Annotated in this window: 24 protein-coding genes; 18 read left to right on the top strand and 6 right to left on the bottom strand. The window is 69.7% G+C overall.

Annotated features, from left to right (window positions below; genetic code table 11):
* The first annotated feature begins 82 nt into the window (after positions 1-82).
* The 12 genes from OHA64_RS09085 to OHA64_RS09030 all read left to right on the top strand — a co-directional run bounded on the left by OHA64_RS09085 (position 83) and on the right by OHA64_RS09030 (position 12,532).
* Positions 83-625 carry a hypothetical protein gene (locus tag OHA64_RS09085; RefSeq protein ID WP_405610581.1) on the top strand — a complete coding sequence of 181 codons (543 nt, stop codon included), beginning with the start codon at positions 83-85 and terminating at the stop codon, positions 623-625.
* A 125-nt stretch (positions 626-750) separates the two neighbouring features.
* Positions 751-1,662 (top strand): pyridoxal 5'-phosphate synthase lyase subunit PdxS, encoded by a 912-nt coding sequence (pdxS, locus tag OHA64_RS09080; protein ID WP_405610578.1) that lies wholly within the window; start codon positions 751-753, stop codon positions 1,660-1,662.
* Between the two features lie 8 nt (positions 1,663-1,670).
* Positions 1,671-2,282 carry a pyridoxal 5'-phosphate synthase glutaminase subunit PdxT gene (pdxT, locus tag OHA64_RS09075; RefSeq protein ID WP_405610575.1) on the top strand — a complete coding sequence of 204 codons (612 nt, stop codon included), beginning with the start codon at positions 1,671-1,673 and terminating at the stop codon, positions 2,280-2,282.
* A gap of 48 nt (positions 2,283-2,330) precedes the next feature.
* Positions 2,331-3,083 (top strand): YebC/PmpR family DNA-binding transcriptional regulator, encoded by a 753-nt coding sequence (locus OHA64_RS09070; protein WP_356776621.1) that lies wholly within the window; start codon positions 2,331-2,333, stop codon positions 3,081-3,083.
* Positions 3,084-3,194: 111 nt separating this feature from the next.
* Positions 3,195-3,761, top strand: coding sequence for a crossover junction endodeoxyribonuclease RuvC (ruvC, locus tag OHA64_RS09065; RefSeq protein WP_405610572.1), 567 nt, complete (start codon positions 3,195-3,197; stop codon positions 3,759-3,761).
* Positions 3,758-4,363, top strand: coding sequence for a Holliday junction branch migration protein RuvA (gene ruvA, locus OHA64_RS09060; protein ID WP_405610569.1), 606 nt, complete (start codon positions 3,758-3,760; stop codon positions 4,361-4,363). Before ruvC ends, ruvA begins: the two co-directional genes overlap by 4 nt.
* 33 nt (positions 4,364-4,396) lie before the next feature.
* On the top strand, positions 4,397-5,467 hold the full coding sequence (ruvB, locus tag OHA64_RS09055; protein WP_405610566.1) for a Holliday junction branch migration DNA helicase RuvB: 1,071 nt from the start codon (positions 4,397-4,399) through the stop codon (positions 5,465-5,467).
* A 175-nt stretch (positions 5,468-5,642) separates the two neighbouring features.
* Positions 5,643-6,200: a preprotein translocase subunit YajC gene (gene yajC / locus OHA64_RS09050; RefSeq protein ID WP_405610563.1), complete on the top strand. Its 558-nt coding sequence runs from the start codon at positions 5,643-5,645 to the stop codon at positions 6,198-6,200.
* 131 nt (positions 6,201-6,331) lie between these two features.
* Positions 6,332-8,122, top strand: coding sequence for a protein translocase subunit SecD (secD, locus tag OHA64_RS09045; protein WP_405610560.1), 1,791 nt, complete (start codon positions 6,332-6,334; stop codon positions 8,120-8,122).
* 1 nt (position 8,123) lies between these two features.
* Positions 8,124-9,248, top strand: a complete 1,125-nt coding sequence (gene secF / locus OHA64_RS09040) for a protein translocase subunit SecF (protein ID WP_405610557.1) — start codon at positions 8,124-8,126, stop codon at positions 9,246-9,248.
* Positions 9,245-9,784 carry an adenine phosphoribosyltransferase gene (locus tag OHA64_RS09035; RefSeq protein ID WP_405610554.1) on the top strand — a complete coding sequence of 180 codons (540 nt, stop codon included), beginning with the start codon at positions 9,245-9,247 and terminating at the stop codon, positions 9,782-9,784. Before secF ends, OHA64_RS09035 begins: the two co-directional genes overlap by 4 nt.
* A gap of 204 nt (positions 9,785-9,988) precedes the next feature.
* Positions 9,989-12,532, top strand: a complete 2,544-nt coding sequence (locus OHA64_RS09030; RefSeq protein ID WP_405610551.1) for a RelA/SpoT family protein — start codon at positions 9,989-9,991, stop codon at positions 12,530-12,532.
* 113 nt (positions 12,533-12,645) lie between these two features.
* Here OHA64_RS09030 and OHA64_RS09025 read toward each other — a convergent pair whose 3' ends face one another.
* The gene (locus OHA64_RS09025; RefSeq protein WP_405610548.1) at positions 12,646-13,875 is read right to left on the bottom strand and encodes a DUF349 domain-containing protein; all 1,230 of its coding nucleotides are present in this window, start codon (positions 13,873-13,875) and stop codon (positions 12,646-12,648) included.
* A gap of 135 nt (positions 13,876-14,010) precedes the next feature.
* On the bottom strand, positions 14,011-14,835 hold the full coding sequence (locus tag OHA64_RS09020) for a peptidylprolyl isomerase (RefSeq protein WP_405610545.1): 825 nt from the start codon (positions 14,833-14,835) through the stop codon (positions 14,011-14,013).
* Positions 14,836-15,013: 178 nt separating this feature from the next.
* Between OHA64_RS09020 and OHA64_RS09015 the strand changes: the two genes are divergently transcribed.
* Positions 15,014-15,733: an MBL fold metallo-hydrolase gene (locus OHA64_RS09015; protein WP_405610542.1), complete on the top strand. Its 720-nt coding sequence runs from the start codon at positions 15,014-15,016 to the stop codon at positions 15,731-15,733.
* Positions 15,734-15,744: 11 nt separating this feature from the next.
* Positions 15,745-17,007 (top strand): histidine--tRNA ligase, encoded by a 1,263-nt coding sequence (gene hisS, locus OHA64_RS09010; RefSeq protein WP_405610539.1) that lies wholly within the window; start codon positions 15,745-15,747, stop codon positions 17,005-17,007.
* A gap of 72 nt (positions 17,008-17,079) precedes the next feature.
* On the opposite strand, the gene OHA64_RS09005 is transcribed toward hisS, so the two are convergent.
* From OHA64_RS09005 to OHA64_RS08990, 4 genes are read right to left on the bottom strand one after another with little or no spacing between them, the layout of a single operon-like run.
* Positions 17,080-17,703, bottom strand: coding sequence for a response regulator (locus OHA64_RS09005; RefSeq protein ID WP_405623911.1), 624 nt, complete (start codon positions 17,701-17,703; stop codon positions 17,080-17,082).
* Positions 17,700-18,938 (bottom strand): sensor histidine kinase, encoded by a 1,239-nt coding sequence (locus OHA64_RS09000; protein ID WP_405610536.1) that lies wholly within the window; start codon positions 18,936-18,938, stop codon positions 17,700-17,702. The genes OHA64_RS09005 and OHA64_RS09000 overlap by 4 nt, the downstream gene beginning before the upstream one ends.
* Positions 18,896-19,741 (bottom strand): ABC transporter permease, encoded by an 846-nt coding sequence (locus tag OHA64_RS08995; RefSeq protein WP_405610533.1) that lies wholly within the window; start codon positions 19,739-19,741, stop codon positions 18,896-18,898. Before OHA64_RS08995 ends, OHA64_RS09000 begins: the two co-directional genes overlap by 43 nt.
* On the bottom strand, positions 19,738-20,604 hold the full coding sequence (locus tag OHA64_RS08990) for an ABC transporter ATP-binding protein (protein ID WP_405610530.1): 867 nt from the start codon (positions 20,602-20,604) through the stop codon (positions 19,738-19,740). Before OHA64_RS08990 ends, OHA64_RS08995 begins: the two co-directional genes overlap by 4 nt.
* Positions 20,605-20,749: 145 nt before the next feature.
* On the opposite strand from OHA64_RS08990, the gene OHA64_RS08985 reads away from it, so the two are divergent.
* The 4 genes from OHA64_RS08985 (at position 20,750) to OHA64_RS08970 (ending at position 24,576) form a co-directional block, all read left to right on the top strand.
* On the top strand, positions 20,750-21,418 hold the full coding sequence (locus OHA64_RS08985; protein WP_405610527.1) for a vitamin K epoxide reductase family protein: 669 nt from the start codon (positions 20,750-20,752) through the stop codon (positions 21,416-21,418).
* A gap of 68 nt (positions 21,419-21,486) precedes the next feature.
* Positions 21,487-22,842 (top strand): replication-associated recombination protein A, encoded by a 1,356-nt coding sequence (locus tag OHA64_RS08980; RefSeq protein WP_405610524.1) that lies wholly within the window; start codon positions 21,487-21,489, stop codon positions 22,840-22,842.
* 299 nt (positions 22,843-23,141) lie between these two features.
* Entirely contained in the window at positions 23,142-23,756 is a 615-nt protein-coding gene (gene rpsD, locus OHA64_RS08975) for a 30S ribosomal protein S4 (RefSeq protein WP_067428966.1), read from the top strand.
* A gap of 370 nt (positions 23,757-24,126) precedes the next feature.
* The gene (locus OHA64_RS08970) at positions 24,127-24,576 is read left to right on the top strand and encodes a DUF948 domain-containing protein (RefSeq protein WP_405610520.1); all 450 of its coding nucleotides are present in this window, start codon (positions 24,127-24,129) and stop codon (positions 24,574-24,576) included.
* Positions 24,577-24,578: the final 2 nt, after the last annotated feature.

Raw genomic sequence — 24,578 nt, 5'->3', positions numbered from 1 at the left:
CGCGGGGTGCGGAGCCCGGTAGCTCGATGCCGGCCCCCGGCTCCGCGCGAGGTGCCGCCGGGCACGGGTAGCCTTGCGGCCCGTGACGTCGACACTCATCTGGATCGCGGTAGCCCTGTTCGCCATCGGGCTGTATCTGAGCTGGACCGCGGGCCGCCTCGACCGGCTGCACGCCCGGATCGACGCGTCGCGCGCCGCGCTGGACGCCCAGTTGCTGCGCCGCGCCTCGGTGACCCAGGAACTGGCCACCTCCGGAGTGCTCGATCCGGCCGCGTCGATCGTCCTGTACGAGGCAGCCCACGCCGCCCGGCAGGCCGAGGAAGAAGCGCGGGAGGTGGCCGAGAGCGAGCTCAGCCAGGCCCTGCGGGCCGTGTTCGCCGAGACACCGCAGGTGGAGGCGGTGCGTGAGGCGCCAGGGGGAGAGGAGGCCGCCCGGGAACTGACCGAGGCGGTACGCCGCGTGCCGATGGCCCGGCGCTTCCACAACGACTCCGTACGCGCGGCCCGGGCCCTGCGCCGGCACCGCAAGGTGCGCTGGTTCCGGCTGGCGGGACACGCGCCGTTCCCGATGGCGTTCGAGATGGACGACGAGTCGCCCGCGGCGCTGGCCGATCGGCCTTCCTAGGCCACTGAGGCGGGCCACCCGGCCGGAAAACGATCCACCGCCTTCCCATTGGCCCTTGCTGTGGCCTGGTCCTCTCACGTTTCCTCGGTGCTGCATTCACCCTCTTTCACCGAGTGAGGTCACCCGTGTCCACCACGCTTTCCGACAACCAGTCTCCCGAGACCGGCACCGCGCGCGTGAAGCGCGGCATGGCCGAGCAGCTCAAGGGTGGCGTGATCATGGACGTCGTCACGCCGGAGCAGGCGAAGATCGCCGAGGACGCGGGCGCCGTCGCCGTCATGGCCCTGGAGCGCGTCCCCGCCGACATCCGCAAGGACGGCGGAGTCGCCCGTATGTCCGACCCGGACATGATCGAGGGGATCATCGAGGCCGTCTCCATCCCGGTCATGGCCAAGTCCCGCATCGGCCACTTCGTCGAGGCCCAGGTCCTTCAGTCTCTCGGCGTCGACTACATCGACGAGTCCGAGGTCCTGACCCCGGCCGACGAGGTCAACCACTCGGACAAGTGGGCGTTCACCACCCCCTTCGTCTGTGGTGCCACCAACCTGGGCGAGGCCCTGCGCCGCATTGCCGAGGGCGCCGCGATGATCCGCTCCAAGGGCGAGGCCGGCACCGGCAACGTCGTCGAGGCCGTCCGCCACCTGCGCCAGATCAAGAACGAGATCGCCCGCCTGCGCGGCTACGACAACAACGAGCTGTACGCCGCCGCCAAGGACCTGCGCGCCCCGTACGAGATCGTCAAGGAGGTCGCCCAGCTCGGCAAGCTCCCGGTCGTGCTGTTCTCCGCCGGCGGCGTCGCCACCCCGGCCGACGCCGCGCTCATGCGCCAGCTCGGTGCCGAGGGCGTGTTCGTCGGCTCCGGCATCTTCAAGTCCGGCGACCCGGCCAAGCGCGCCGCCGCCATCGTCAAGGCGACCACCTTCTACGACGACCCGAAGATCATCGCGGACGCGTCCCGCAACCTCGGCGAGGCCATGGTCGGCATCAACTGCGACACCCTCCCCGAGTCCGAGCGCTACGCCAACCGGGGCTGGTAACCCACCCCATGAGCAACGAAGCCCCTGTCATAGGCGTCCTGGCTCTCCAGGGCGACGTACGGGAGCACCTCATCGCCCTGGCCGCGGCCGACGCCGTGGCCAGGCCGGTGCGGCGTCCCGAGGAGATCGCCGAGGTGGACGGCCTGGTCGTCCCCGGCGGCGAGTCCACCACCATCTCCAAGCTGGCCGTCCTGTTCGGCGTGATGGAGTCCCTCCGCGCGCGCGTGCGCGCCGGTATGCCCGTCTACGGCACCTGCGCCGGCATGATCATGCTCGCCGACAAGATCCTCGATCCGCGCTCGGGCCAGGAAACGATCGGCGGCATCGACATGATCGTGCGCCGCAACGCCTTCGGACGGCAGAACGAGTCCTTCGAGGCGGCTGTCGACGTCCGGGGAATCGAGGGCCATCCTGTAGAGGGCGTGTTCATCCGCGCCCCCTGGGTGGAGTCCGTCGGCGCCGAGGCCGAGGTGCTCGCCGAGCACGGCGGTCACATCGTCGCGGTCCGCCAGGGCAACGCGCTCGCCACGTCGTTCCACCCGGAACTGACCGGCGACCACCGCGTGCACTCGCTGTTCGTCGACATGGTGCGCGCCGACAGGGCAGCGGAGTCCTTGTAGGATCTCTGGCGTTCGTATCTGGATGGGTTACGCGAAGGAGACAGGCAGATGTCCGGCCACTCTAAATGGGCCACGACGAAGCACAAGAAGGCCGTGATCGACGCCAAGCGCGGCAAGCTCTTCGCGAAGCTGATCAAGAACATCGAGGTCGCGGCGCGCATGGGCGGTGTGGACCTCGAAGGCAATCCGACGCTGTACGACGCCGTGCAGAAGGCGAAGAAGTCGTCGGTTCCGAACAAGAACATCGACTCCGCCATCAAGCGCGGCGGTGGCCTCGAGGCCGGTGGCGCCGACTACGAGACCATCATGTACGAGGGGTACGGCCCGAACGGCGTCGCCGTGCTCATCGAGTGCCTCACCGACAACCGCAACCGCGCCGCCTCCGACGTGCGTGTCGCCATGACCCGCAACGGCGGTTCCATGGCCGACCCCGGCTCGGTGTCGTACCTCTTCAACCGCAAGGGCGTCGTCATCGTCCCCAAGGGCGAGCTGACCGAGGACGACGTCCTCACCGCCGTCCTGGACGCGGGCGCCGAGGAGGTCAATGACCTCGGTGAGTCCTTCGAGGTGCTCAGCGAGGCCACCGACCTGGTCGCGGTCCGCACCGCCCTCCAGGACGCGGGGATCGACTACGACTCCGCCGACGCCAACTTCGTCCCGACCATGCAGGTCGAGCTGGACGAGGAGGGCGCCAAGAAGATCTTCAAGCTGATCGACGCGCTCGAGGACAGCGACGACGTGCAGAACGTGTTCGCCAACTTCGACGTCAGCGACGAGGTCATGGAGAAGGTCGACGCGTAGCGCTGCCGCGGCTGTACCGGCTCAACGGGCCGACGGGACACACCCGTCGGCCCGTCGCGTTGTCGGTGGCACCGGATAGCCTGCACAAACAGGCGATCGAAGGAGGGGCGGGTGCGCGTACTGGGGGTTGACCCGGGACTGACCCGATGTGGTGTCGGTGTGGTGGAAGGCGTTCCCGGACGGCCGCTCACCATGCTCGGTGTCGGTGTCGTACGGACTCCGTCCGACGCCGAGTTGGGGCAGCGGCTCGTCGCCGTGGAGCAGGGCATCGAGCGGTGGCTGGACGAGCACCGTCCCGAATTCGTCGCCGTGGAGCGGGTGTTCAGCCAGCACAACGTCCGGACCGTGATGGGCACCGCCCAGGCGAGCGCCGTCGCCATGCTGTGCGCCGCCCGCCGTGGGATCCCCGTGGCCCTGCACACCCCCAGTGAGGTCAAGGCCGCCGTGACCGGCAGCGGGCGCGCCGACAAGGCGCAGGTCGGTGCGATGGTCACGCGTCTGCTGCGGCTCGACGCACTGCCCAGACCGGCCGACGCCGCCGACGCCCTCGCCCTGGCGATCTGCCACATCTGGCGGGCCCCCGCCCAGAACCGACTTCAGCAGGCCGTCGCCCTGCACGCCACCAAAGCACCGGTCGCCCGCACCGCACCGGTCTCATCGAAAGGCCGCACGTCATGATCGCCTTCGTCAGTGGCACGGTCGCCGCACTCGCTCCCGACGCGGCGGTGGTCGAGGTCGGCGGCGTCGGCATGGCAGTCCAGTGCACGCCGAACACGCTGTCCACGCTCCGGATCGGCCAGCCCGCCAAGCTCGCCACCTCCCTCGTCGTACGGGAGGACTCGCTGACTCTGTACGGCTTCGCGGACGACGACGAGCGCCAGACCTTCGTACTGCTGCAGACGGCGAGCGGGGTGGGACCGAGGCTCGCCCAGGCGATGCTCGCCGTGCATGCGCCGGACGCCCTGCGCCGGGCCGTCGCGAGCGGTGACGAGAAGTCGCTGATGGCCGTTCCCGGCATCGGCAAGAAGGGTGCCCAGAAACTCCTGCTGGAGCTCAAGGACCGTCTCGGCGAGCCCCTCGGTGCTCCCGCCGTCGGTACGGCGGTCACCAGCGGTTGGCGCGACCAGCTGCACGCCGCTCTGATCGGCCTCGGCTACGCGACCCGCGAGGCCGACGAGGCCGTATCCGCCGTGGCGCCCCAGGCCGAGGCCGCCGAGGGCACGCCCCAGGTCGGACAGCTACTGAAGGCCGCACTCCAGACACTGAACCGAGCTCGCTAGAACCACCCGCGCCCGCACGAGACCGAGGGACACATGAACTGGGACGACACGACCGATGAGACCGCCTCCGAGCGGCTAGTGGGCTCTGTCGCCGACCGCGAGGACCAGGCCGTCGAGGCCGCCCTCCGCCCCAAGGACCTGGACGAGTTCATCGGCCAGGAGAAGGTCCGCGAGCAGCTCGACCTCGTCCTGCGCGCCGCACGCGCGCGCGGCGCCACCGCCGACCACGTGCTCCTCTCCGGAGCCCCCGGCCTCGGCAAGACCACCCTGTCGATGATCATCGCGGCCGAGATGAACGCCCCGATCCGCATCACCAGCGGCCCCGCCATCCAGCACGCCGGTGACCTCGCGGCGATCCTGTCCTCCCTCCAGGAGGGCGAGGTCCTCTTCCTCGACGAGATCCACCGCATGTCCCGGCCCGCCGAGGAGATGCTCTACATGGCGATGGAGGACTTCCGTGTCGACGTCATCGTCGGCAAGGGCCCCGGCGCCACCGCGATCCCCCTCGAACTGCCGCCCTTCACCCTCGTCGGCGCCACCACGCGCGCGGGCCTGCTGCCGCCTCCGCTGCGCGACCGCTTCGGCTTCACCGCGCATATGGAGTTCTACGAACCCGTCGAACTGGAGCGCGTCATCCACCGCTCGGCGGGCCTGCTCGACCTGGAGATCGGGACCGACGGCGCCGCCGAGATCGCCGGCCGTTCCCGCGGCACCCCCCGTATCGCCAACCGGCTGCTGCGCCGTGTCCGGGACTACGCCCAGGTCAAGGCCGACGGGATCATCACGCGCGACATCGCGGGGGCCGCGCTGAAGGTCTACGAGGTCGACGCCCGCGGCCTCGACCGTCTCGACCGCGCGGTCCTGCAGGCACTGCTCAAGCTCTTCGGCGGCGGACCTGTGGGCCTGTCCACGCTCGCCGTCGCGGTGGGGGAGGAACGTGAGACCGTGGAAGAGGTCGCCGAACCCTTCCTCGTCCGTGAGGGACTGCTCGCCCGCACCCCGCGCGGCCGGGTCGCCACGCCCGCCGCATGGGCCCACCTCGGCCTCACCCCGCCTCGCCAGGCGGGCACAGGAAACGGACAACAGGACCTGTTCAGGACGTGACGGAGCGGTCACGGCGCGCACATTGGCCGGAGCAGGAACCCGGGTGCCATGCTGAGCGTTGTTCCATGCGCGCGGACTCGCTTAGACTCCGCCGATGCCGCCTTTGTCGGCGGCGCACACACCCCCAACCATCAGGCCGCTCAGCATCGCGGTCGCGTGAAGGAAGTACCGACCCGTGAGTCTCGTGACCCTCCTCCCGTTCATCGTGCTCATCGGGGCCATGTTCCTGATGACCCGCTCCGCCAAGAAGAAGCAGCAGGCGGCCGCGAACATGCGGAACGAAATGCAGCCCGGCAGCGGCGTCCGCACCATCGGGGGCATGTACGCAACGGTGAAGGAGGTCAATGAGGACACGGTCCTCGTCGACGCCGGTCCGGGCGTCGACCTCCTCTTCGCGAAGAACTCGATCGGTGCCGTCCTGACGGACGACGAGTACAACCGCATCGTCCACGGCATCGAGCACGACCTGAAGTCCGACCCCGACGCCGTCCCGGACGACGCCTCCTCCCTCACCGAGACCGACGAGCCCGCCGCCGACGCCGCAGCTTCCGACGACAAGTCCGTCGACCTCGGCAAGAAGGACACGGCCGAGGAGCCCGCCGACGCTCCGGCCGAGTCCGGTTCGAAGGCCGAGACCGGCATCAAGGCCGAGGCCGAGACCGAGGCTGAGGCCGCCGAGGCGAAGACGGACGAGGAGCCGAAGAAGACCGGCGGCGACTCCGAGGCGAAGTAGGCGCACTCCGAGGCGCGCGGGCCGACTCCGCACGCCCCGGACCTGCGCGGCTCGCACGGGATCCCGACACCATGTCATGGCCGCTCGCCCGCTGATCCGGCGCGAGGCGGCCCGAGAGGGAGTACGAGAAGGTGGCAGCACCCAAGAGGGGCCGCAACGCGAGTGCCCAGAGCAGGCCGGGGCGCTCGCTGGCCCTGATCCTGATCGCCATCGTGGCGCTCACCGGAGGAATGTTCTGGTCCGGGCACACCACCCCGCGGCTCGGCATCGACCTCGCCGGTGGTACGAGCATCACGCTGCGGGCGGTCGCCGAGCCCGGTAAGGGATCCGCGATCAACAAGACCAACATGGACACCGCGGTCGACATCATGAACCGCCGTGTCAATGGTCTTGGTGTCTCGGAGGCCGAGGTTCAGACCCAGGGCAACGCGAACATCATCGTCAACATCCCCAAGGGCACGAACTCCAAGGAAGCCCGGGATCAGGTCGGCACCACCGCCAAGCTCTACTTCCGGCCGGTCATCGCCACCGAGGTCTCCGGCGCCGCCGCCACGGCCAGCCCGTCGCCGAGCGCGTCCAGCAGCGCCTCGGGCGGTGACAAGGCCACTGACAAGGCGACGGACAAGGCGACGGACAAGACGAACACCTCGTCCCCCGACAGCTCCGCCTCCCCGTCCGTGAGCTCCACCTCGCAGGGCCGTGCGGTCACCGACGCCCTGAAGGCCGATGCCACGCCCTCGGGCGGCACCTCGGGCTCCCCGAGCGGCTCCCCGCCGGCAAGCGCCAGCACCTCTCCCGAGACCAGCAAGCTCCAGGCGCAGTACGCCGCGCTGGACTGCACCAAGAAGAAGGCCCGCGCCGACGCCGGCAAGGGCACCTCGGCCACCGACCCGGTCGTGGCCTGCGGCCAGAACTCGCAGGGCCAGTGGCAGAAGTACGTCCTCGGTCCCGCCGAGGTCGACGGCACGGACGTGAAGAAGGCCGACGCGGTCCTGAACACCACGACCGGCGCCGGCTGGACCGTCACCATGGACTTCACGGGCAAGGGGTCCAAGAAGTTCGCCGACATCACCGGCAAGCTGGCCCAGAACCAGTCCCCGCAGAACCAGTTCGCGATCGTCCTGGACGGCGACGTCGTCTCCGACCCGTTCGTCAAGCAGGCCCTGACCGGCGGCAGCGCGGAGATCTCCGGCAACTTCGACCAGGACTCGGCCCAGAGCCTCGCCAACATGCTGTCGTACGGCGCCCTGCCGCTGACCTTCAAGGAGGACAGCGTCACCTCGGTGACCGCCGCGCTCGGTGGCGAGCAGCTGCACGCCGGTCTGATCGCGGGCGCCATCGGCCTCGCGCTGGTCGTCCTCTACCTGCTGATCTTCTACCGCGGGCTCTCGGTCATCGCGATTCCCTCGCTGCTGGTCTCCGCCATACTGACGTACGTGATCATGGCGCTGCTCGGCCCGACCATCAACTTCGCGCTGAACCTGCCGGCCGTGTGTGGTGCCATCGTCGCGATCGGCATCACGGCGGACTCGTTCATCGTGTACTTCGAACGCGTCCGTGACGAGATCCGCGAGGGCCGTACGCTGCGTCCCGCGGTCGAGCGGGCCTGGCCGCGCGCCCGGCGCACCATCCTGGTCTCCGACTTCGTGTCCTTCCTCGCCGCCGCGGTGCTGTTCATCGTCACCGTCGGCAAGGTCCAGGGCTTCGCCTTCACGCTCGGCCTGACGACCGTGCTCGACGTGGTGGTCGTCTTCCTCTTCACCAAGCCGTTGATGACGCTCCTCGCCCGCAGGAAGTTCTTCGCGAACGGCCACAAGTGGTCCGGCCTCGACCCGAAGGCACTGGGTGCCAAGCCGCCGCTGCGCCGCACGCGCCGTCCCTCTCCCCCCGCCGCCGGCCCTGTCGACCCGAAGGAGGCGTGAGATGTCGAAGCTCGGCAACCTCGGCGCCCGACTGCACCGTGGCGAGGTCGGCTACGACTTCGTCGGCAACCGCAAGATCTGGTACGGCATCTCGATCCTGATCACCATCGTGGCCATCGTCGGCCTCGCGGTGCGCGGGCTGAACATGGGCATCGAGTTCCAGGGCGGTGCCGTCTTCACCACCCCGAAGAACACGGCCGTCTCGGTCGCCCAGGCCGAGACGTACGCGGAGGAGGCGTCCGGTCACGACGCCATCGTCCAGAAGCTCGGCAACGGCAGCCTGCGGATCCAGGTCGCGGGCATCGACACCGGAAAGGCCGACCAGGTCTCGACGGAACTGGCCCGCGAGCTCAAGGTCTCCGAGAAGGACGTCACCGCGGAGCTGGTCGGCCCCAGCTGGGGCGAACAGATCGCCAACAAGGCGTGGCAGGGCCTCGCGATCTTCCTGGTCCTCGTCGTGATCTATCTGGCGATCGCCTTCGAATGGCGCATGGCGATCGCCGCGTTCGTCGCGCTGATCCACGACATCACCATCACGGTCGGCATCTACGCCCTCGTCGGCTTCGAGGTCACGCCCGGCACCGTGATCGGTCTGCTCACGATCCTCGGTTATTCGCTCTACGACACGGTCGTCGTCTTCGACAGTCTCAAGGAACAGACCAAGGACATCACCAAGCAGACCCGCTGGACCTACAGCGACATCGCCAACCGCTCGATCAACAGCACCCTGGTCCGCTCCATCAACACCACCGTGGTGGCACTGCTGCCGGTGGGCGGCCTGCTGTTCATCGGCGGCGGTTTCCTCGGCGCCGGCATGCTGAACGACATCTCGCTGTCGCTGTTCGTCGGCCTCGCGGCCGGCGCGTACTCGTCGATCTTCATCGCCACGCCGCTCGTCGCCGACCTCAAGGAGCGCGAGCCGCAGATCAAGGCCCTCAAGAAGCGCGTCCTCGCCAAGCGCGCCCAGGCCGTCGCACAGGGCGAGTCCGCGGACGCCCGCGTCAGCGACGAGCCGCTCGGCGGCGAGCCGGAGGACGGCGACGCCGCTCACGCGGTGGTCGGCCCCCGCAGCCAGCCCGCGTCCCGGAACCGGGGCCGCGGCCGTCCTTCGGGGAAGCGCCGGTGACCGACATCGAGGAGCTCCTGCTCAGCCGCATCCGTGACGTGGCCGACTACCCGGAGCCGGGTGTGATGTTCAAGGACATCACACCGCTCCTGGCGGACCCGGCGGCGTTCACCGCGCTCACCGACGCCCTCGCGGACATCGCCGTGAGCACCGGCGCCTCGAAGATCGTCGGCCTGGAGGCCCGCGGCTTCATCCTGGGCGCCCCGGTCGCCGTCCGCTCCGGTCTCGGCTTCGTCCCCGTACGCAAGGCGGGCAAGCTCCCCGGAGCGACCCTCGGCCAGGCGTACGACCTCGAGTACGGCTCCGCCGAGATCGAGGTGCACGCGGAGGACCTCTCCTCGGACGATCGCGTACTGGTGATCGACGACGTCCTCGCCACCGGCGGCACCGCCGAGGCGTCGATCCAGCTCATCCGGCGCGCGGGAGCCGAGGTCGCGGGCCTCGCCGTCCTCATGGAGCTGGGTTTCCTGGGCGGCCGAGCCCGCCTGGAACCGGCACTCGCCGGCGCCCCGCTGGAGGCGCTGCTCAAGGTGTGAGGCACCGCGAGCACCAGGTGGACAACCCAGAGCCACGCGCAGGACATCGCAGGGACGGGCCCGGAGGAATCCGGCGCCCGTCTCACGCGTTACACGGGTAGACGGTCCTCACAGTGGCCTGAAGGCGATCCTGAGGCGCAGGATCGCTACCATGGGGTCTCCGGAGCCTGACCGGGGGACCCGGATCGCGCACGAGGAGTCCTCTTGCCAGACGAGGCCCAGCCCCTTATCGCCGCCAAACCCGAGCCCGGCTCGGCGCCCGCGGCGAAGCCCGCCCCGCACGGGACGAACGCTCCCGGCGCGACGAACGACAGCCGTGGGCCGGTCCAGCACGCCCAGGCCGCGCCCGTCGAGAAGCCGGCCGAGGAGCCACGCCCCAAGCCGGCCGAGTCGCAGCGCCCCGTGAACACGCCCGCTGTCCGCCCGGCCACCGGCCAGCCCGCCCGATCCGGCTCCTCCAACCGCGTCCGCGCCCGCCTCGCCCGTCTCGGTGTGCAGCGCTCCAACCCGTACAACCCGGTACTGGAGCCGCTGCTGCGGATAGTGCGCAGCAACGACCCGAAGATCGAGACGTCGACGCTGCGCCAGATCGAGAGGGCCTACCAGGTCGCGGAGCGCTGGCACCGCGGTCAGAAGCGCAAGAGCGGCGACCCCTACATCACGCACCCGCTCGCGGTGACGACGATCCTCGCCGAGCTGGGTATGGATCCGGCCACCCTCATGGCCGGCCTGTTGCACGACACCGTCGAGGACACCGAGTACGGCCTCGACCAGCTCCGCCGCGACTTCGGTGACTCGGTCGCACTGCTCGTCGACGGCGTCACCAAGCTGGACAAGGTCAAGTTCGGCGAGGCCGCGCAGGCCGAGACCGTGCGCAAGATGGTCGTGGCCATGGCGAAGGACCCGCGCGTCCTGGTCATCAAGCTCGCCGACCGCCTGCACAACATGCGCACCATGCGCTACCTCAAGCGCGAGAAGCAGGAGAAGAAGGCGCGCGAGACGCTGGAGATCTACGCGCCGCTCGCTCATCGCCTGGGCATGAACACCATCAAGTGGGAGCTGGAGGACCTCGCCTTCGCGATCCTCTACCCCAAGATGTACGACGAGATCGTACGGCTGGTGGCCGAGCGGGCACCGAAGCGTGACGAGTACCTGGCCGTGGTGACCGACGAGGTCCAGGCCGACCTGCGCGCCGCCCGCATCAAGGCGACCGTCACCGGCCGCCCCAAGCACTACTACAGCGTCTACCAGAAGATGATCGTCCGCGGCCGGGACTTCGCGGAGATCTACGACCTGGTGGGTATTCGGGTACTTGTCGACACGGTCCGCGACTGTTACGCGGCCCTCGGCACCGTGCACGCGCGATGGAACCCGGTCCCGGGCCGGTTCAAGGACTACATCGCGATGCCCAAGTTCAACATGTACCAGTCGCTGCACACCACGGTCATCGGCCCCAACGGCAAGCCGGTCGAACTCCAGATCCGTACGTTCGACATGCACCGCCGCGCCGAGTACGGCATCGCCGCGCACTGGAAGTACAAGCAGGAGGCCGTCGCCGGCACCTCCAAGGTGCGTTCGGACCAGCCGAGGACCACCGGCAAGGACGACCACCTCAACGACATGGCGTGGCTGCGCCAACTCCTCGACTGGCAGAAGGAGACCGAGGACCCCGGCGAGTTCCTGGAGTCCCTCCGCTTCGACCTCTCGCGCAACGAGGTCTTCGTCTTCACGCCGAAGGGCGACGTGATAGCGCTGCCCGCCGGTGCCACGCCCGTGGACTTCTCGTACGCGGTGCACACAGAGGTGGGGCACCGCACCATAGGAGCCCGCGTCAACGGACGCCTCGTACCGCTGGAATCGACCCTGGACAACGGCGACCTGGTGGAGGTCTTCACGTCCAAGGCGGCCGGCGCGGGCCCGTCCCGGGACTGGCTGAACTTCGTGAAGTCGCCACGTGCCCGCAACAAGATCCGGGCGTGGTTCTCCAAGGAGCGCCGCGACGAGGCGATCGAGCAGGGCAAGGACGCGATCGTCCGCGCGATGCGCAAACAGAACCTGCCGATCCAGCGCATCCTGACCGGCGACTCCCTCGTGACGCTCGCCCATGAGATGCGCTACCCGGACATCTCCGCGCTGTACGCGGCGATCGGCGAGGGCCATGTCTCCGCGCAGAACGTCGTGCAGAAGCTCGTCCAGGCGCTCGGCGGCGAGGAGGCGGCCACCGAGGAGATCGACGAGTCCGTCCCGCCGTCCCGCGGTCGTGGCCGCAAGCGGCGCAGCAACAACGACCCGGGTGTCGTGGTCAAGGGCGTCGACGACGTGTGGGTCAAGCTCGCCCGCTGTTGTACGCCCGTCCCCGGCGACCCCATCATCGGGTTCGTCACCCGGGGCAGTGGCGTATCGGTTCACCGCAACGACTGCGTGAACGTGGACTCACTGTCCCGCGAGCCCGAGCGCATCCTCGAGGTCGAGTGGGCGCCGACGCAGTCCTCGGTCTTCCTGGTCGCCATCCAGGTAGAGGCCCTGGACCGCTCCCGGCTCCTGTCGGACGTCACGCGCGTCCTGTCCGACCAGCACGTCAACATCCTCTCTGCGGCCGTGCAGACCTCCCGCGACCGCGTCGCGACCTCCCGCTTCACCTTCGAGATGGGCGACCCCAAGCACCTCGGGCACGTCCTGAAGGCGGTCAGGGGTGTCGAGGGCGTGTACGACGTGTACCGGGTGACATCGGCGCGCAGCCGGTCGTAGGGCACGCAGGGCGGTCGTAGGGCACGCAGGGCGGTCGTCAGACACGCAGAGCGAAGGAGAAGGGGCTCCCGTACCGAAGTACGGGAGCCCCTTTCCGATGTCCGTCCGGGACGTCAGCCGCCGAACTCGTGCAGACCCTTCAGCGCCTGGTCCAGAAGTGCCTGGCGGCCGTCCAGCTCACGCTGGAGTTTGTCGGCCCTGGCGTTGTTGCCCTGGGCGCGTGCCTGTTCGATCTGGCCCGTCAGCTTGTCCACGGCCGCCTGCAGCTGGCCCGTCAGACCCTCGGCACGCGCGCGTGCCTCCGGGTTCGTCCGGCGCCACTCCGTCTCCTCGGCCTCCTGGATGGCCCGCTCGACGGCGTGCATCCGGCCCTCGACCTTCGGCCGGGCGTCCCGCGGCACATGGCCGATGGCCTCCCAGCGCTCGTTGATCGAGCGGAACGTGGCCCGGGCACCCTTCAGCTCCCCGATCGGCAGGAGCTTCTCGGCCTCCTCGGCCAGCTCCTCCTTCAGCTTCAGGTTCTCCGCCTGCTCGGCGTCCCGCTCCGCGAAGACCGAGCTGCGGGCGGCGAAGAAGACGTCCTGGGCACCGCGGAAGCGGTTCCACAGGTCGTCCTCGTGCTCGCGCTGGGCGCGGCCGGCCGCTTTCCACTCGGACATCAGGTCGCGGTAGCGGGCGGCCGTGGGGCCCCAGTCCGTCGAACCGGACAGCGACTCGGCCTCCGCGACCAGGCGCTCCTTGGTCCTGCGGGCCTCCTCGCGCTGCGCGTCCAGCGACGCGAAGTGGGCCTTGCGGCGCTTGGAGAACGCCGAGCGGGCGTGCGAGAAGCGGTGCCACAGCTCGTCGTCCGACTTGCGGTCCAGGCGCGGCAGCCCCTTCCAGGTGTCCACCAGGGACCGCAGCCGCTCACCCGCCGCCCGCCACTGGTCGGACTGCGCGAGCTCCTCGGCCTCGGCGACCAGCGCCTCCTTGGAGTGCCGGGCCTCGTCCGACTGCTTCGCGCGCTGCTGCTTGCGCTCCTCGCGGCGCTTCTCGACGGTCTCCACGAGCTTGTCCAGCCGGACCCGCAGGGCGGCCAGGTCGCCGACCGCGTGATGCGCGTCGACCTGCTCGCGGATGTGGTCGATGGCCGCCTGCGCGTCCTTCGCGGACAGGTCGGTGGTCTTCACTCGCTTCTCGAGGAGGCCGATCTCGACAACCAGGCCCTCGTACTTGCGCTCGAAGTAGGCCAGTGCTTCCTCGGGGGAGCCTGCCTGCCAGGAACCGACGACCTGCTCACCGTCGGCCGTACGCACGTACACGGTCCCCGTCTCGTCGACGCGGCCCCACGGGTCGCTGCTCACAGCGCCTCCTCCACATGATGCCTGCGGAGGGCCTCAGCACCCCCGGGCATCGTCCACAGTTTCGTCACGGCCAACATAGGCGACCGGCGGGTTGCCTGTCCGCATCCCGCGCGACCGAAATTTCGCAGCTGGCGGTCAGGATTTGGTGACAGTTGCCTTGTTGATCACGACAGTCGCGTTGGGTGCCGTATTGCCCGTCGTGGGGTCCGCGGCCTGGGCACCCGCGGTCGCGATCTTCTTGAGGACCTTCATGCCGGATTCGGACACCGTGCCGAACGGTGTGTAGCTCGGCGGGAGCTGACTGTCCTGGTAGACGAGGAAGAACTGGCTGCCGCCGGTGTGCGCCTTGCCGGTGTTCGCCATCGCGACGGTGCCCGCCGGGTAGATGTTGCTCTTGAGGCTTTTGTCCTTCAGGTTCTCGTCCGGGATCGTGTAGCCGGGACCGCCGCTGCCACTGCCCGTCGGGTCGCCGCACTGCAGCACGTAGATGCCCTCGGTGGTGAGCCGGTGGCACTTGGTGTGGTCGAAGAACCCCTTGCCCGCGAGGAAGTCGAAGGAGTTCACGGTGTGCGGTGCCGCCGACGCCTTCAGCGCGAGGTCTATGTCGCCGCACGTCGTGGCGAGCTTCATCGTGTACTTGGCCGACTTGTCGATGGTGACCGCCGGCTCCTTCTTCCAGGTGGCCGTCTTGACCTTGCCTGCCGCGGGCTTCTCGCACGGGTCCGGCGCCTTGGACGGCGCGGCGCTCGGCGTCGTCTCGGAGCTCGCGCCGGCCTTGTCGTCCTCCTTGAGGACCCCGGACGTGTACAGGGCCAGACTGCCCACCAGAACCACGCCGAGCACCGACGCGATCACCGAGTTGCGCATGCGCGCCTTGCGCCGCGCGGCCGTACGCCGCTGCTGCTGGCGCAAGAACTTCTCCCGGGCGAGCTGACGCTTCCGCTGTTCCTGGGTGACCACCGGGTTCTCTCCTCATGCGTCTCATGCGTCGACTGGGCGCGTGCGTCTTGTGAGCCGACTGCCTGCGTGTGCCCCGTACCGTATATGGGTTCGCTGAGGAATCGGCAGCGCCGGTAGGCTCTGACCACAGGCGTAACCGTCCTGAAGCCCACCCGAATCGACACAACGAAGGACGATCGTGCTCATTGCCGGGTTCCCCGCCGGGGCCTGGGGGACGAACTGTTATCTCGTCGCCCCCGCCGCCGGTGAGGAGTGCGTGATCATCGACCCCGGCCACCAGGCCGCCCAGCAAGTCGCGGAGACGCTGAAGAAGCATCGGCTCAGGCCCGTGGCCGTCGTCCTCACCCACGGCCACATCGACCATGTGGCCTCGGTCGTCCCGGTGTGCGGCGCGCACGACGTACCGGCCTGGATCCACCCCGAGGACCGGTTCATGATGAGCGACCCCGAGAAGGCGCTCGGGCGTTCCATCGGGATGCCGCTGATGGGGGAGCTGACCGTGGGGGAGCCGGACGACGTCCATGAGCTCACCGACGGCGCGAAGCTGGAACTGGCGGGTCTGGAGCTGTCCGTCGCGCACGCGCCGGGCCATACGAAGGGGTCGGTGACCTTCGGGCTGCCCGAGGCGGCGGACATTCCGCCGGTCTTCTTCTCGGGCGACCTGCTCTTCGCCGGCTCCATCGGACGCACCGACCTGCCCGGCGGCGACATGGCCGAGATGGTCGACTCGCTGGCCCGCGTGTGCCTGCCGCTCGACGACTCGACCGTGGTGCTGTCCGGCCACGGCCCCCAGACGACCATCGGCCAGGAGCGCGCCACCAACCCGTATCTGCGGCAAGCGGCCGCAGGCCGCCGAGATCGCGGCGCGGACGCCGACGCTCCCCGACGAGGAATGTGACGAGACCTTCCGTGAGCACCTTCAAGGCCCCCAAGGGCACCTACGACCTGATTCCGCCGGACTCCGCGACGTACCTGGCCGTCCGCGAGGCGATCGCTGCGCCGCTGCGCAACTCCGGCTACGGCTACATCGAGACCCCGGGCTTCGAGAACGTGGAGCTCTTCGCCCGCGGTGTCGGTGAGTCGACCGACATCGTCACGAAGGAGATGTACGCCTTCGAGACCAAGGGCGGCGACCGGCTCGCGCTGCGCCCCGAGGGCACGGCGTCAGTGCTGCGCGCCGCGCTCGAAGCCAACCTGCACAAGGCGGGCAACCTCCCGGTCAAGCTCTGGTACTCCGGCTCGTACTACCGCTACGAGCGCCCCCAGAAGGGCCGGTACCGCCACTTCTCCCAGGTGGGCGCCGAGGCGATCGGTGCCGAGGATCCGGCGCTGGACGCCGAGCTGATCATCCTGGCCGACCAGGCGTACCGCTCGCTGGGCCTCAGGAACTTCCGGATCCTGCTGAACTCCCTGGGCGACAAGGAGTGCCGGCCGGTGTACCGGGAGGCACTGCAGAACTTCCTGCGGAGCCTGGACCTGGACGAGGACACGCTCCGCCGCGCGGACATCAACCCGCTGCGGGTGCTGGACGACAAGCGCCCCGACGTCCAGAAGCAGCTGACCGACGCCCCGCTTCTGCGCGACTACCTCTGCGACGGCTGCAAGGCGTACCACGAGGAGGTGCGTGAGCTGATCACCGCGGCGGGCGTGGCCTTCGAGGACGACCCGAAGCTGGTGCGCGGCCTGGACTACTACACCCGTACGACGTTCGAGTTCGTCCACGACGGCCTGGGCTCGCAGTCGGCGGTGGGCGGCGGCGGCCGGTACGACGGCCTGTCCGAGATGATCGGCGGCCCCGCGCTGCCGTCCGTCGGCTGGGCGCTGGGCGTCGACCGTACCGTCCTCGCCCTGGAGGCGGAGGGCGTCGCACTCGAACTCCCCTCCACGACCAGTGTGTTCGCGGTCCCGCTGGGCGAGGAGGCCCGCCGGGTGCTGTTCGCGAAGGTCACCGAGCTGCGCAAGGTGGGCGTCGCGGCGGACTTCTCCTACGGCGCCAAGGGCCTCAAGGGCGCGATGAAGAACGCCAACCGCAGCGGCGCCCGCTACACGGTCGTCGCCGGCGAACGCGACCTCGCGGAGGGCGTCGTCCAGCTCAAGGACATGGAGTCCGGCGAGCAGACGGCGATCGGCGTGAACGAGATCGTGGCGGAACTGGAGTCGAGGCTGGGCTGAGGTGGGCGGGGTGCGTGGGGGTGTTTCTCGCCCCCGGGCACCCCTACCCGTCCCGTCCCAGGGGCGGGGCGCTCAGTCCAGCAGTCCGTACCGCATGGCGCTGGTGACGGCGGCGGTTCGGTCGTCCACTCCCAACTTGCCGAAGGCGCGCAGGAGATGGGTCTTCACCGTCGACTCGCCGATGAACAGGCGACGCCCGATCTCCGCGTTGGTGCAGCCCTCCGCCACCAGCCGCAGTACCGCGGTCTCGCGGTCCGAGAGCCGGGGCCGCTCCGGCCGGGTGCGGAGCTGGTCGACCAGTCGGGCGGCGACGGAGGGGGCCAGCACGGTCTCGCCCCGCGCGGCGGCCCGTACCGCGTCGGCCAGTTCGCCGCGCGGCAGATCCTTCAGCAGATAGCCCGCCGCCCCCGCCTCCACCGCCCGCAGGATGTCCCGGTCCGTCTCGTACGTCGTCAGGACGATCACCCGGCAGGGCAGCCCCGCCTCGCTCATCCGCACGATCGAGTCCACGCCCCCGCCGCCCGGCATCCGCAGGTCCATCAGCACGATGTCGGGCCGCAGTTCCGCCGCCATGGCCTCCGCCTGCGGCCCGCTGGACGCGTCGGCGACCACCTCCAGATCCGGCTCGGCACTCAACATCGCCCGCAGGCCCTCCCGTACGACGGGATGGTCGTCGGCCAGGATGATCCGGATCACCATGCGCTCCTCGGGGACGGTACGGGCAGGTGGACGGTCACCGTCGTGCCGTCGCCGGGGGCGCTGCGCACCTGAGCCGTCCCGCCGACCTCGGTGGCCCGGGCCCGCAGCCCCGCCAGACCGTAGCCGCCCGTCACGGTCCTGGGGTCGAAGCCGCAGCCGTCGTCCCGGACCGACACGGTCAGGGCACCGTCGGCGTACGTCAGGCGCATACTCACCCCGGTCGAACTTCCCGCGTGTCTGCGGGCGTTGGTCAGTGCCTCCTGGCAGGCGCGCAGGGCCACCACCTCGGGGCCGGCGGGCAGCGGACGTACGCAACCCGTGATCTCCAGGGTCGCCTCGTGACGGGCGGCCAGCCGGTGCAGCGCGTCCGGGAGCGAGGCACCCTCCAGGTCGGCGGGGGCGCCCCCGGCGACCAGGGCCCGTGCTTCGGCGAGGTTCTGCCGGGCCGTCTCGTCCATCAGCGCCAGATGGCGGCGGGCCTGCGGCACGTCGTGGTCGAGTTCCGCCTCGACGGCCTGCACCAGCATCAGCAGGCTGGTGAAGCCCTGCGCGAGCGTGTCATGGATCTCCCTCGCCATCCGTTCCCGCTCGGCCAGGGCGCCGTGCGCCGTCGACAGCCGGGAGATCTCATGGCGGCTCGCGTCCAGCTCCGCGATCAGCGCCGCCCGCTCCTGGCTCTGCTCGATGATCCGGATGACCCAGCTACCGACGGCCACCGAGAAGACGAGGGACACCACGGCGAACAGTCCGTTGAAGAAGACCTCCTGGTCGCCGGGCCGCCACACCAGGGCCCAACCGATCACGGGTGCCAGGTTGATGACGGCCACCGCCTCCAGGGCCCGCCGCATCCGCAGGGTCATGAAGCACTGGGGGACCAGCGCGAAGGTCATCAGCCGGGTCTCGCCCACGAGGATCGCCGACGGAAGGAACAGCGCCACCGCCGCCGCCAGGTACGCCAGGGCCCGCCGTTCCTCGGGCGGATCGCCGCGCAGGACGGGCCGCCCCACCCACACGAACAGGGGGACCAGCGGGACCAGGAGCGCCGCCGCGACGACACGGACCGGCCGCCCCGGATGGTCCGTGCCGAGCACGGACACCAGAGTGGCCAGCCAGATGAGCGCGAAGTACGTGTCCCAGATCCTGAACGACCGCGCCCAGCTGTAGGCGCCGACGCCGTCGTCCGGACCGGTCACCCCGCGCGCCGGCTCTTCCACCGGAAGGTCAGCAGACACAGCAGCAATCCTCCGACGCACCACGCCCCGAGCACCAGGGCGATCCGGCCGAACTCCCAGCTTCCCGTCTGCTCCAGGACCTGAGCCGACTCTGGCAGGAACACCCCCCGCAGCCCCTGGCACATCCACTTCAGCGGGAACAGCGCACCGATGTTCAGCATCCAGTCGGGGATGGTGTCGATCGCTATGTACACCCCTGAGATGAACTGCAGCACCAGGAACGGGAGAACGACCACGGAGCTGGCGCTCTTGCCCGACTTCGGGACCGAACTGATCGCGATCCCGAGCAGCGCGCACGCCGTCAGCCCGAGCAGGAAGATCCAGCCGAAGTCGAACCAGCGGCCCGCGTCGGACGGGAGGTCGACGTCGTACAAGGTCGTGCCGACGGCCAGCAGGATCGCCGTCTCCAGTGCGCCGGTGACCAGAACCAGCCAGATCTTCCCCAGGAAGTACGCCGCCGGCGGCATCGGCGTGCCGCGCAGCCGGCGCAGCAGCTTCTCGTCCCGCTCGATCGCGATGGAGATACCGAGGGACTGGAAACTCGTGGACATGATGCCGGCGGCCATCATCGCCGGGACGTACAGCTGCGAGGCGGTGATGCCGGCGTCCTGGACGTCGTCGCGGAAGATCGAGGCGAACAGGAACAGGAACACCACCGGGAAGGCGAAGGTGAACACCACCTGGTCGCGTTGCCGGAAGAACTGTTTCAGCTCCAGGGCGCCGCGCCGCAGCCCCAGTCCCCATGGCCCGGGCAGCCGCTCGCCGGTCGTCTCGGCCCGGGATCGTACGGTGGTCGTGGTCATCGCGCGTCCTCCTGTCCGGTCAGCCGGAGGTAGACGTCCTCCAGCGTGGGGCGGCTCACCCGAAGTCCCGGGATCTCGCCGTCGAAGCGGCGCATCAGCTCGGCGATGGTCCGGGTGGGTGTGTCGGTGCGTTCCGCGCGCGGGGCGCCGTCCGGCTCGCTCCACTCGACGGTGGCTTCGGTGCCGTACCGCCCCCGCAGCGTGGCGGGCTCGCCCTCGGCGACCACACGTCCTTTGCTGACCACGGCCAGCCGGTCGGCGAGTGCCTCCGCCTCCTCCAGGTAGTGCGTGGTGAGCAGGATGGTCGTGCCCTCGTCGGACAGCTTGCGGATCAGGTCCCAGAACTGGCGCCGGGCCGCCGGGTCGAAACCGGTCGTCGGCTCGTCCAGGAGCAGCAGTTCCGGGTCACCGATCACTCCCAGCGCCACGTCGAGACGTCGGCGCTGTCCGCCGGACAGCGCCTTGATCCGGCTGCCCGCCTTGGTCTCCAACCCCACCAGGCCGATGACCTCCTCCGGGTCCCGCGGCCGCGGGTAGTAACGGGCGAAGTGCCGCACGGTCTCGCCGACCGTCAACTCCGCGGGTGCGGATTCGTCCTGCCAGACGATTCCGACACGTGAGCGCCACGCGCGCGTGCCGTGCGCCGGATCCGCGCCGAGGACGGACACCTCGCCCGCGTCCCGGGAACGGTTGCCCTGGAGGATCTCCACCGTCGTGCTCTTGCCCGCGCCGTTGGGTCCCAGCAGGCCGAACACCTCGCCCCGGTGGATACCGAGGTCGATACCGTCGACCGCGGTCACGTCGCCGTACCGCTTGCGCAGCCCCCGCACGTCCACCGCGAGTTCTTTCGGGTGTGTTGTCATGCGATCGATCATCGGCCTGAACCGAACGTTCCGGGACGACCATGCGTACTTCCTTATGTCCACCGAACAGTGGACACGCGCCCGCGTGCGGCAGAATGGCCGATGGCCGAAGAAGGTCCACCTCTCGAGCAGACGGATCGGCGTGATGAGCAAGACCACAGTCAAAGACGTCTCCACCGAGCCCGACCCCTCGGCGTCGGACGCGGACGCCGACGCCGTGACGCGCACGGTGGGCGGCAGCCGGGCCTTCGCCCTGCTGCTGATGATCACGGGCGCGGCGGGTCTGCTGGCCGCCTGGGTCATCACGATCGACAAGTTCAAGCTGCTCGAGGCCAAGGTCGAGGGCAAGACCTTCGTCCCCGGCTGCAGCCTGAACCCCGTCGTCTCCTGCGGCAGCGTCATGGAGAGCAAGCAGGCCGCCGTCTTCGGGTTCCCCAACCCGGTGCTCGGCCTCGTCTGCTACGGCATCGTGATCTGCGTCGGCGTGAGCCTGCTCGCCCGGGCCCGCTTCCCGCGCTGGTACTGGCTCACCTTCAACGCCGGCACTCTCTTCGGCGTCGGCTTCTGCGCCTGGCTGATGTTCCAGTCGCTGTACCGGATCAACGCGCTGTGCCTGTGGTGCTCACTGGCCTGGGTCGCCACGATCATCATGTTCTGGTACGTGACGTCGTTCAACATCCGCAACGGCTTCCTGCCCGCCCCGCGCTGGCTGAAGAGCTTCTTCGGCGAGTTCACCTGGGTCATGCCCGTCCTGCACATCGGCATCATCGGCATGCTGATCCTCACCCGCTGGTGGGACTTCTGGATGAGCTGACCGTCCCGGTCAGGGGCCGGCCGACGGCCAAGGGCGGCTTGTCAGTGGGGTGACATAGGGTTTTGGGTGTGGAGCCCGACCTGTTCACCGCCGCAGCAGAAGAACGCCAGGAGAAGGACCCGGCCGCCAGCCCCCTGGCCGTCCGGATGCGCCCGCGCACGCTCGACGAGGTCGTGGGCCAGCAGCACCTCCTGAAGCCCGGCTCTCCGCTGCGCAGACTCGTCGGCGAGAGCGCGGGCGGCCCGGCCGGACCGTCCTCGGTGATCCTCTGGGGCCCGCCGGGCACCGGCAAGACGACCCTGGCGTATGTGGTCTCCAAGGCCACCAACAAGCGCTTCGTGGAGCTGTCGGCGATCACCGCCGGTGTCAAGGAGGTCCGCGCGGTCATCGACGGAGCCCGCAGGGCCACCGGTGGCTTCGGCAAGGAGACCGTCCTCTTCCTCGACGAGATCCACCGCTTCAGCAAGGCCCAGCAGGACTCCCTGCTCCCGGCCGTCGAGAACCGCTGGGTGACGCTGATCGCGGCCACGACGGAGAACCCGTACTTCTCGGTGATCTCCCCGCTGCTGTCCCGCTCCCTGCTTCTCACCCTCGAACCCCTCACCGACGACGACCTGCGCGGACTGCTGCACCGCGCCCTCGCCGACGAGCGCGGCCTCAAGGGCAGTGTCACCCTCCCCGAGGACACCGAGGGGCACCTGCTGCGGATCGCCGGCGGCGACGCCCGCCGCGCCCTGACCGCCCTGGAGGCCGCCGCCGGGGCGGCCCTGGACAAGGGCGAGACGGAGATCGGCCTCCAGACACTGGAGGAGACGGTGGACCGCGCGGCCGTGACGTACGACCGCGACGGCGACCAGCACTACGACGTGGCCAGTGCCCTCATCAAGTCCATCCGCGGCTCCGACGTCGACGCGGCCCTGCACTACCTGGCCCGCATGATCGACGCCGGCGAGGACCCCCGCTTCATCGCGCGCCGCCTGATGATCTCCGCCAGCGAGGACATCGGCCTCGCCGACCCGAACGCCCTGCCGATCGCGGTGGCCGCCGCCCAGGCCGTCGCCATGATCGGCTTCCCCGAGGCCGCCCTCACCCTCAGCCACGCCACCATCGCCCTCGCCCTCGCCCCGAAGTCGAACGCCGCGACCATGGCGATCGGCGCGGCCATGGAGGACGTACGCAAGGGACTGGCCGGAGCCGTGCCGCCCCACCTGCGCGACGGCCACTACAAGGGGGCCGCCAAGCTGGGGCACGCCCAGGGGTACGTGTACCCGCACGACCTGCCGGAGGGCATCGCCGCCCAGCAGTACGCCCCGGACGCGATCAAGGACCGCGAGTACTACGCACCCACCCGGCACGGAGCCGAGGCCCGGTTCGCGGACGCCGTGGAGTGGACCCGCAAGCACCTCGGTCGCAAGCGGTCCTGAGCACCCTGTAGAATCACCCGAAGTGCTGCGTCCCGTGTCCGACTCCGGTCGGCGCCTCAGGCGGGACATCCAGCCGGATCTGTTGATCCAGGAGCGTCGCGCACCGTCGTAGGTGTCGCGGGCAGCCCACCACCACCCGGGTTCCGGGAACGGTCGGTGGGCCGTTCGTGTGCTGCACGTATGTGCCCAGAACAGGGGAACGGCTGCCTGACACGTCCCTCGTGGACCTGTCGGGATTCCCCGGCTGCGGATGCGACCTCCCGTAACCCTGAGGCAGCCGAAAAGGAAAAGGAAAAGAAGTGGCGAACCAGCCCCGCCCCAAGGTCAAGAAGTCGCGTGCCCTCGGTATCGCGCTGACCCCGAAGGCCGTCAAGTACTTCGAGGCCCGCCCCTACCCGCCGGGTGAGCACGGCCGCGGCCGCAAGCAGAACTCGGACTACAAGGTCCGTCTGCTCGAGAAGCAGCGTCTGCGCGCGCAGTACGACGTGTCCGAGCGTCAGCTCGTCCGCGCCTACGAGCGTGCCGCCAAGACCCAGGGCAAGACCGGTGAGGCCCTGGTCATCGAGCTCGAGCGCCGTCTCGACGCGCTGGTCCTGCGTTCGGGCATCGCCCGCACGATCTACCAGGCCCGCCAGATGGTCGTCCACGGCCACATCGAGGTCAACGGCCAGAAGGTCGACAAGCCCTCCTTCCGCGTCAAGCCCGACGACGTCGTGATGGTCCGCGAGCGCAGCCGCGAGAAGACGCTGTTCTCGATCGCGCGTGAGGGCGGCTTCGCCCCCGACGGCGAGACCCCGCGCTACCTCCAGGTGAACCTCCGCGCCCTGGCCTTCCGCCTGGACCGCGAGCCGAACCGCAAGGAGATCCCGGTGATCTGCGACGAGCAGCTCGTCGTCGAGTACTACGCCCGCTGATCACCCAGCGGCGGACGTAGCACCACCCGCGCATCGGCCCGCCGTCTCCCCGCCCTTTCGGGTGGCGAGGCGGCGGGCTCTCGCATGTGCACCGTCGCCGGACGCGGGCGCCGGGCGCCCGTGTCCACGTGGAGAGTTCGGCGGAGCGGTCCACGAACAGGGCGAGCGCCAGGGGAGATTGCCGCGTACCGGGGTACCGCCGCACGGTGGTCGCGCACGGACACGGAGCGAACGTGACCGTATCCGGTCCGTACAATCGGGCCGCGCGATGTCGCAGCGCGCGGACGGTAATCCGGTACGGAGCGCCATCCCCGGCGCGATAGGCTCGCCGTACGAGTTTTTCGATACGCAGGCACGTTTCAGGGAGCGGGTGCACACAGTGTCCGGTGGCGAGGTGGCCGGGATCCTGGTGGCCGTCTTCTGGGCGATCCTGGTCTCCTTCCTCGCCGTCGCGCTGGCGAGGCTGGCCCAGACGCTCAGGGCGACCACCAAGCTGGTGGCGGACGTGACCGACCAGGCCGTCCCGTTGCTGGCCGACGCCTCCGCGGCGGTGCGTTCCGCGCAGACCCAGATCAACCGGGTCGACTCGATCGCGTCGGACGTCGAGGAGGTCACGTCGAACGCCTCCGCGCTGTCGACCACCGTCGCCTCCACGTTCGGCGGCCCTCTGGTCAAGGTCGCGGCCTTCGGCTACGGCGTGCGCCGCGCCCTCGGCGGCCGCAAGGACGACGTGCCCGTCAAGGCGTCCAGGCCTACCGTGATCGTGGGCCGCACGGCGTCTCGGCGGAACAAGCGAGACCTCCGCAAAAAGAAGGACTGAGA

The organism is Streptomyces sp. NBC_00076 (assembly GCF_045041235.1).
GTDB lineage: Bacteria > Actinomycetota > Actinomycetes > Streptomycetales > Streptomycetaceae > Streptomyces.
The sequence above is the reverse complement of the archived record's forward strand: the minus strand, read 5'-3'. Positions and strand labels throughout refer to the sequence as shown.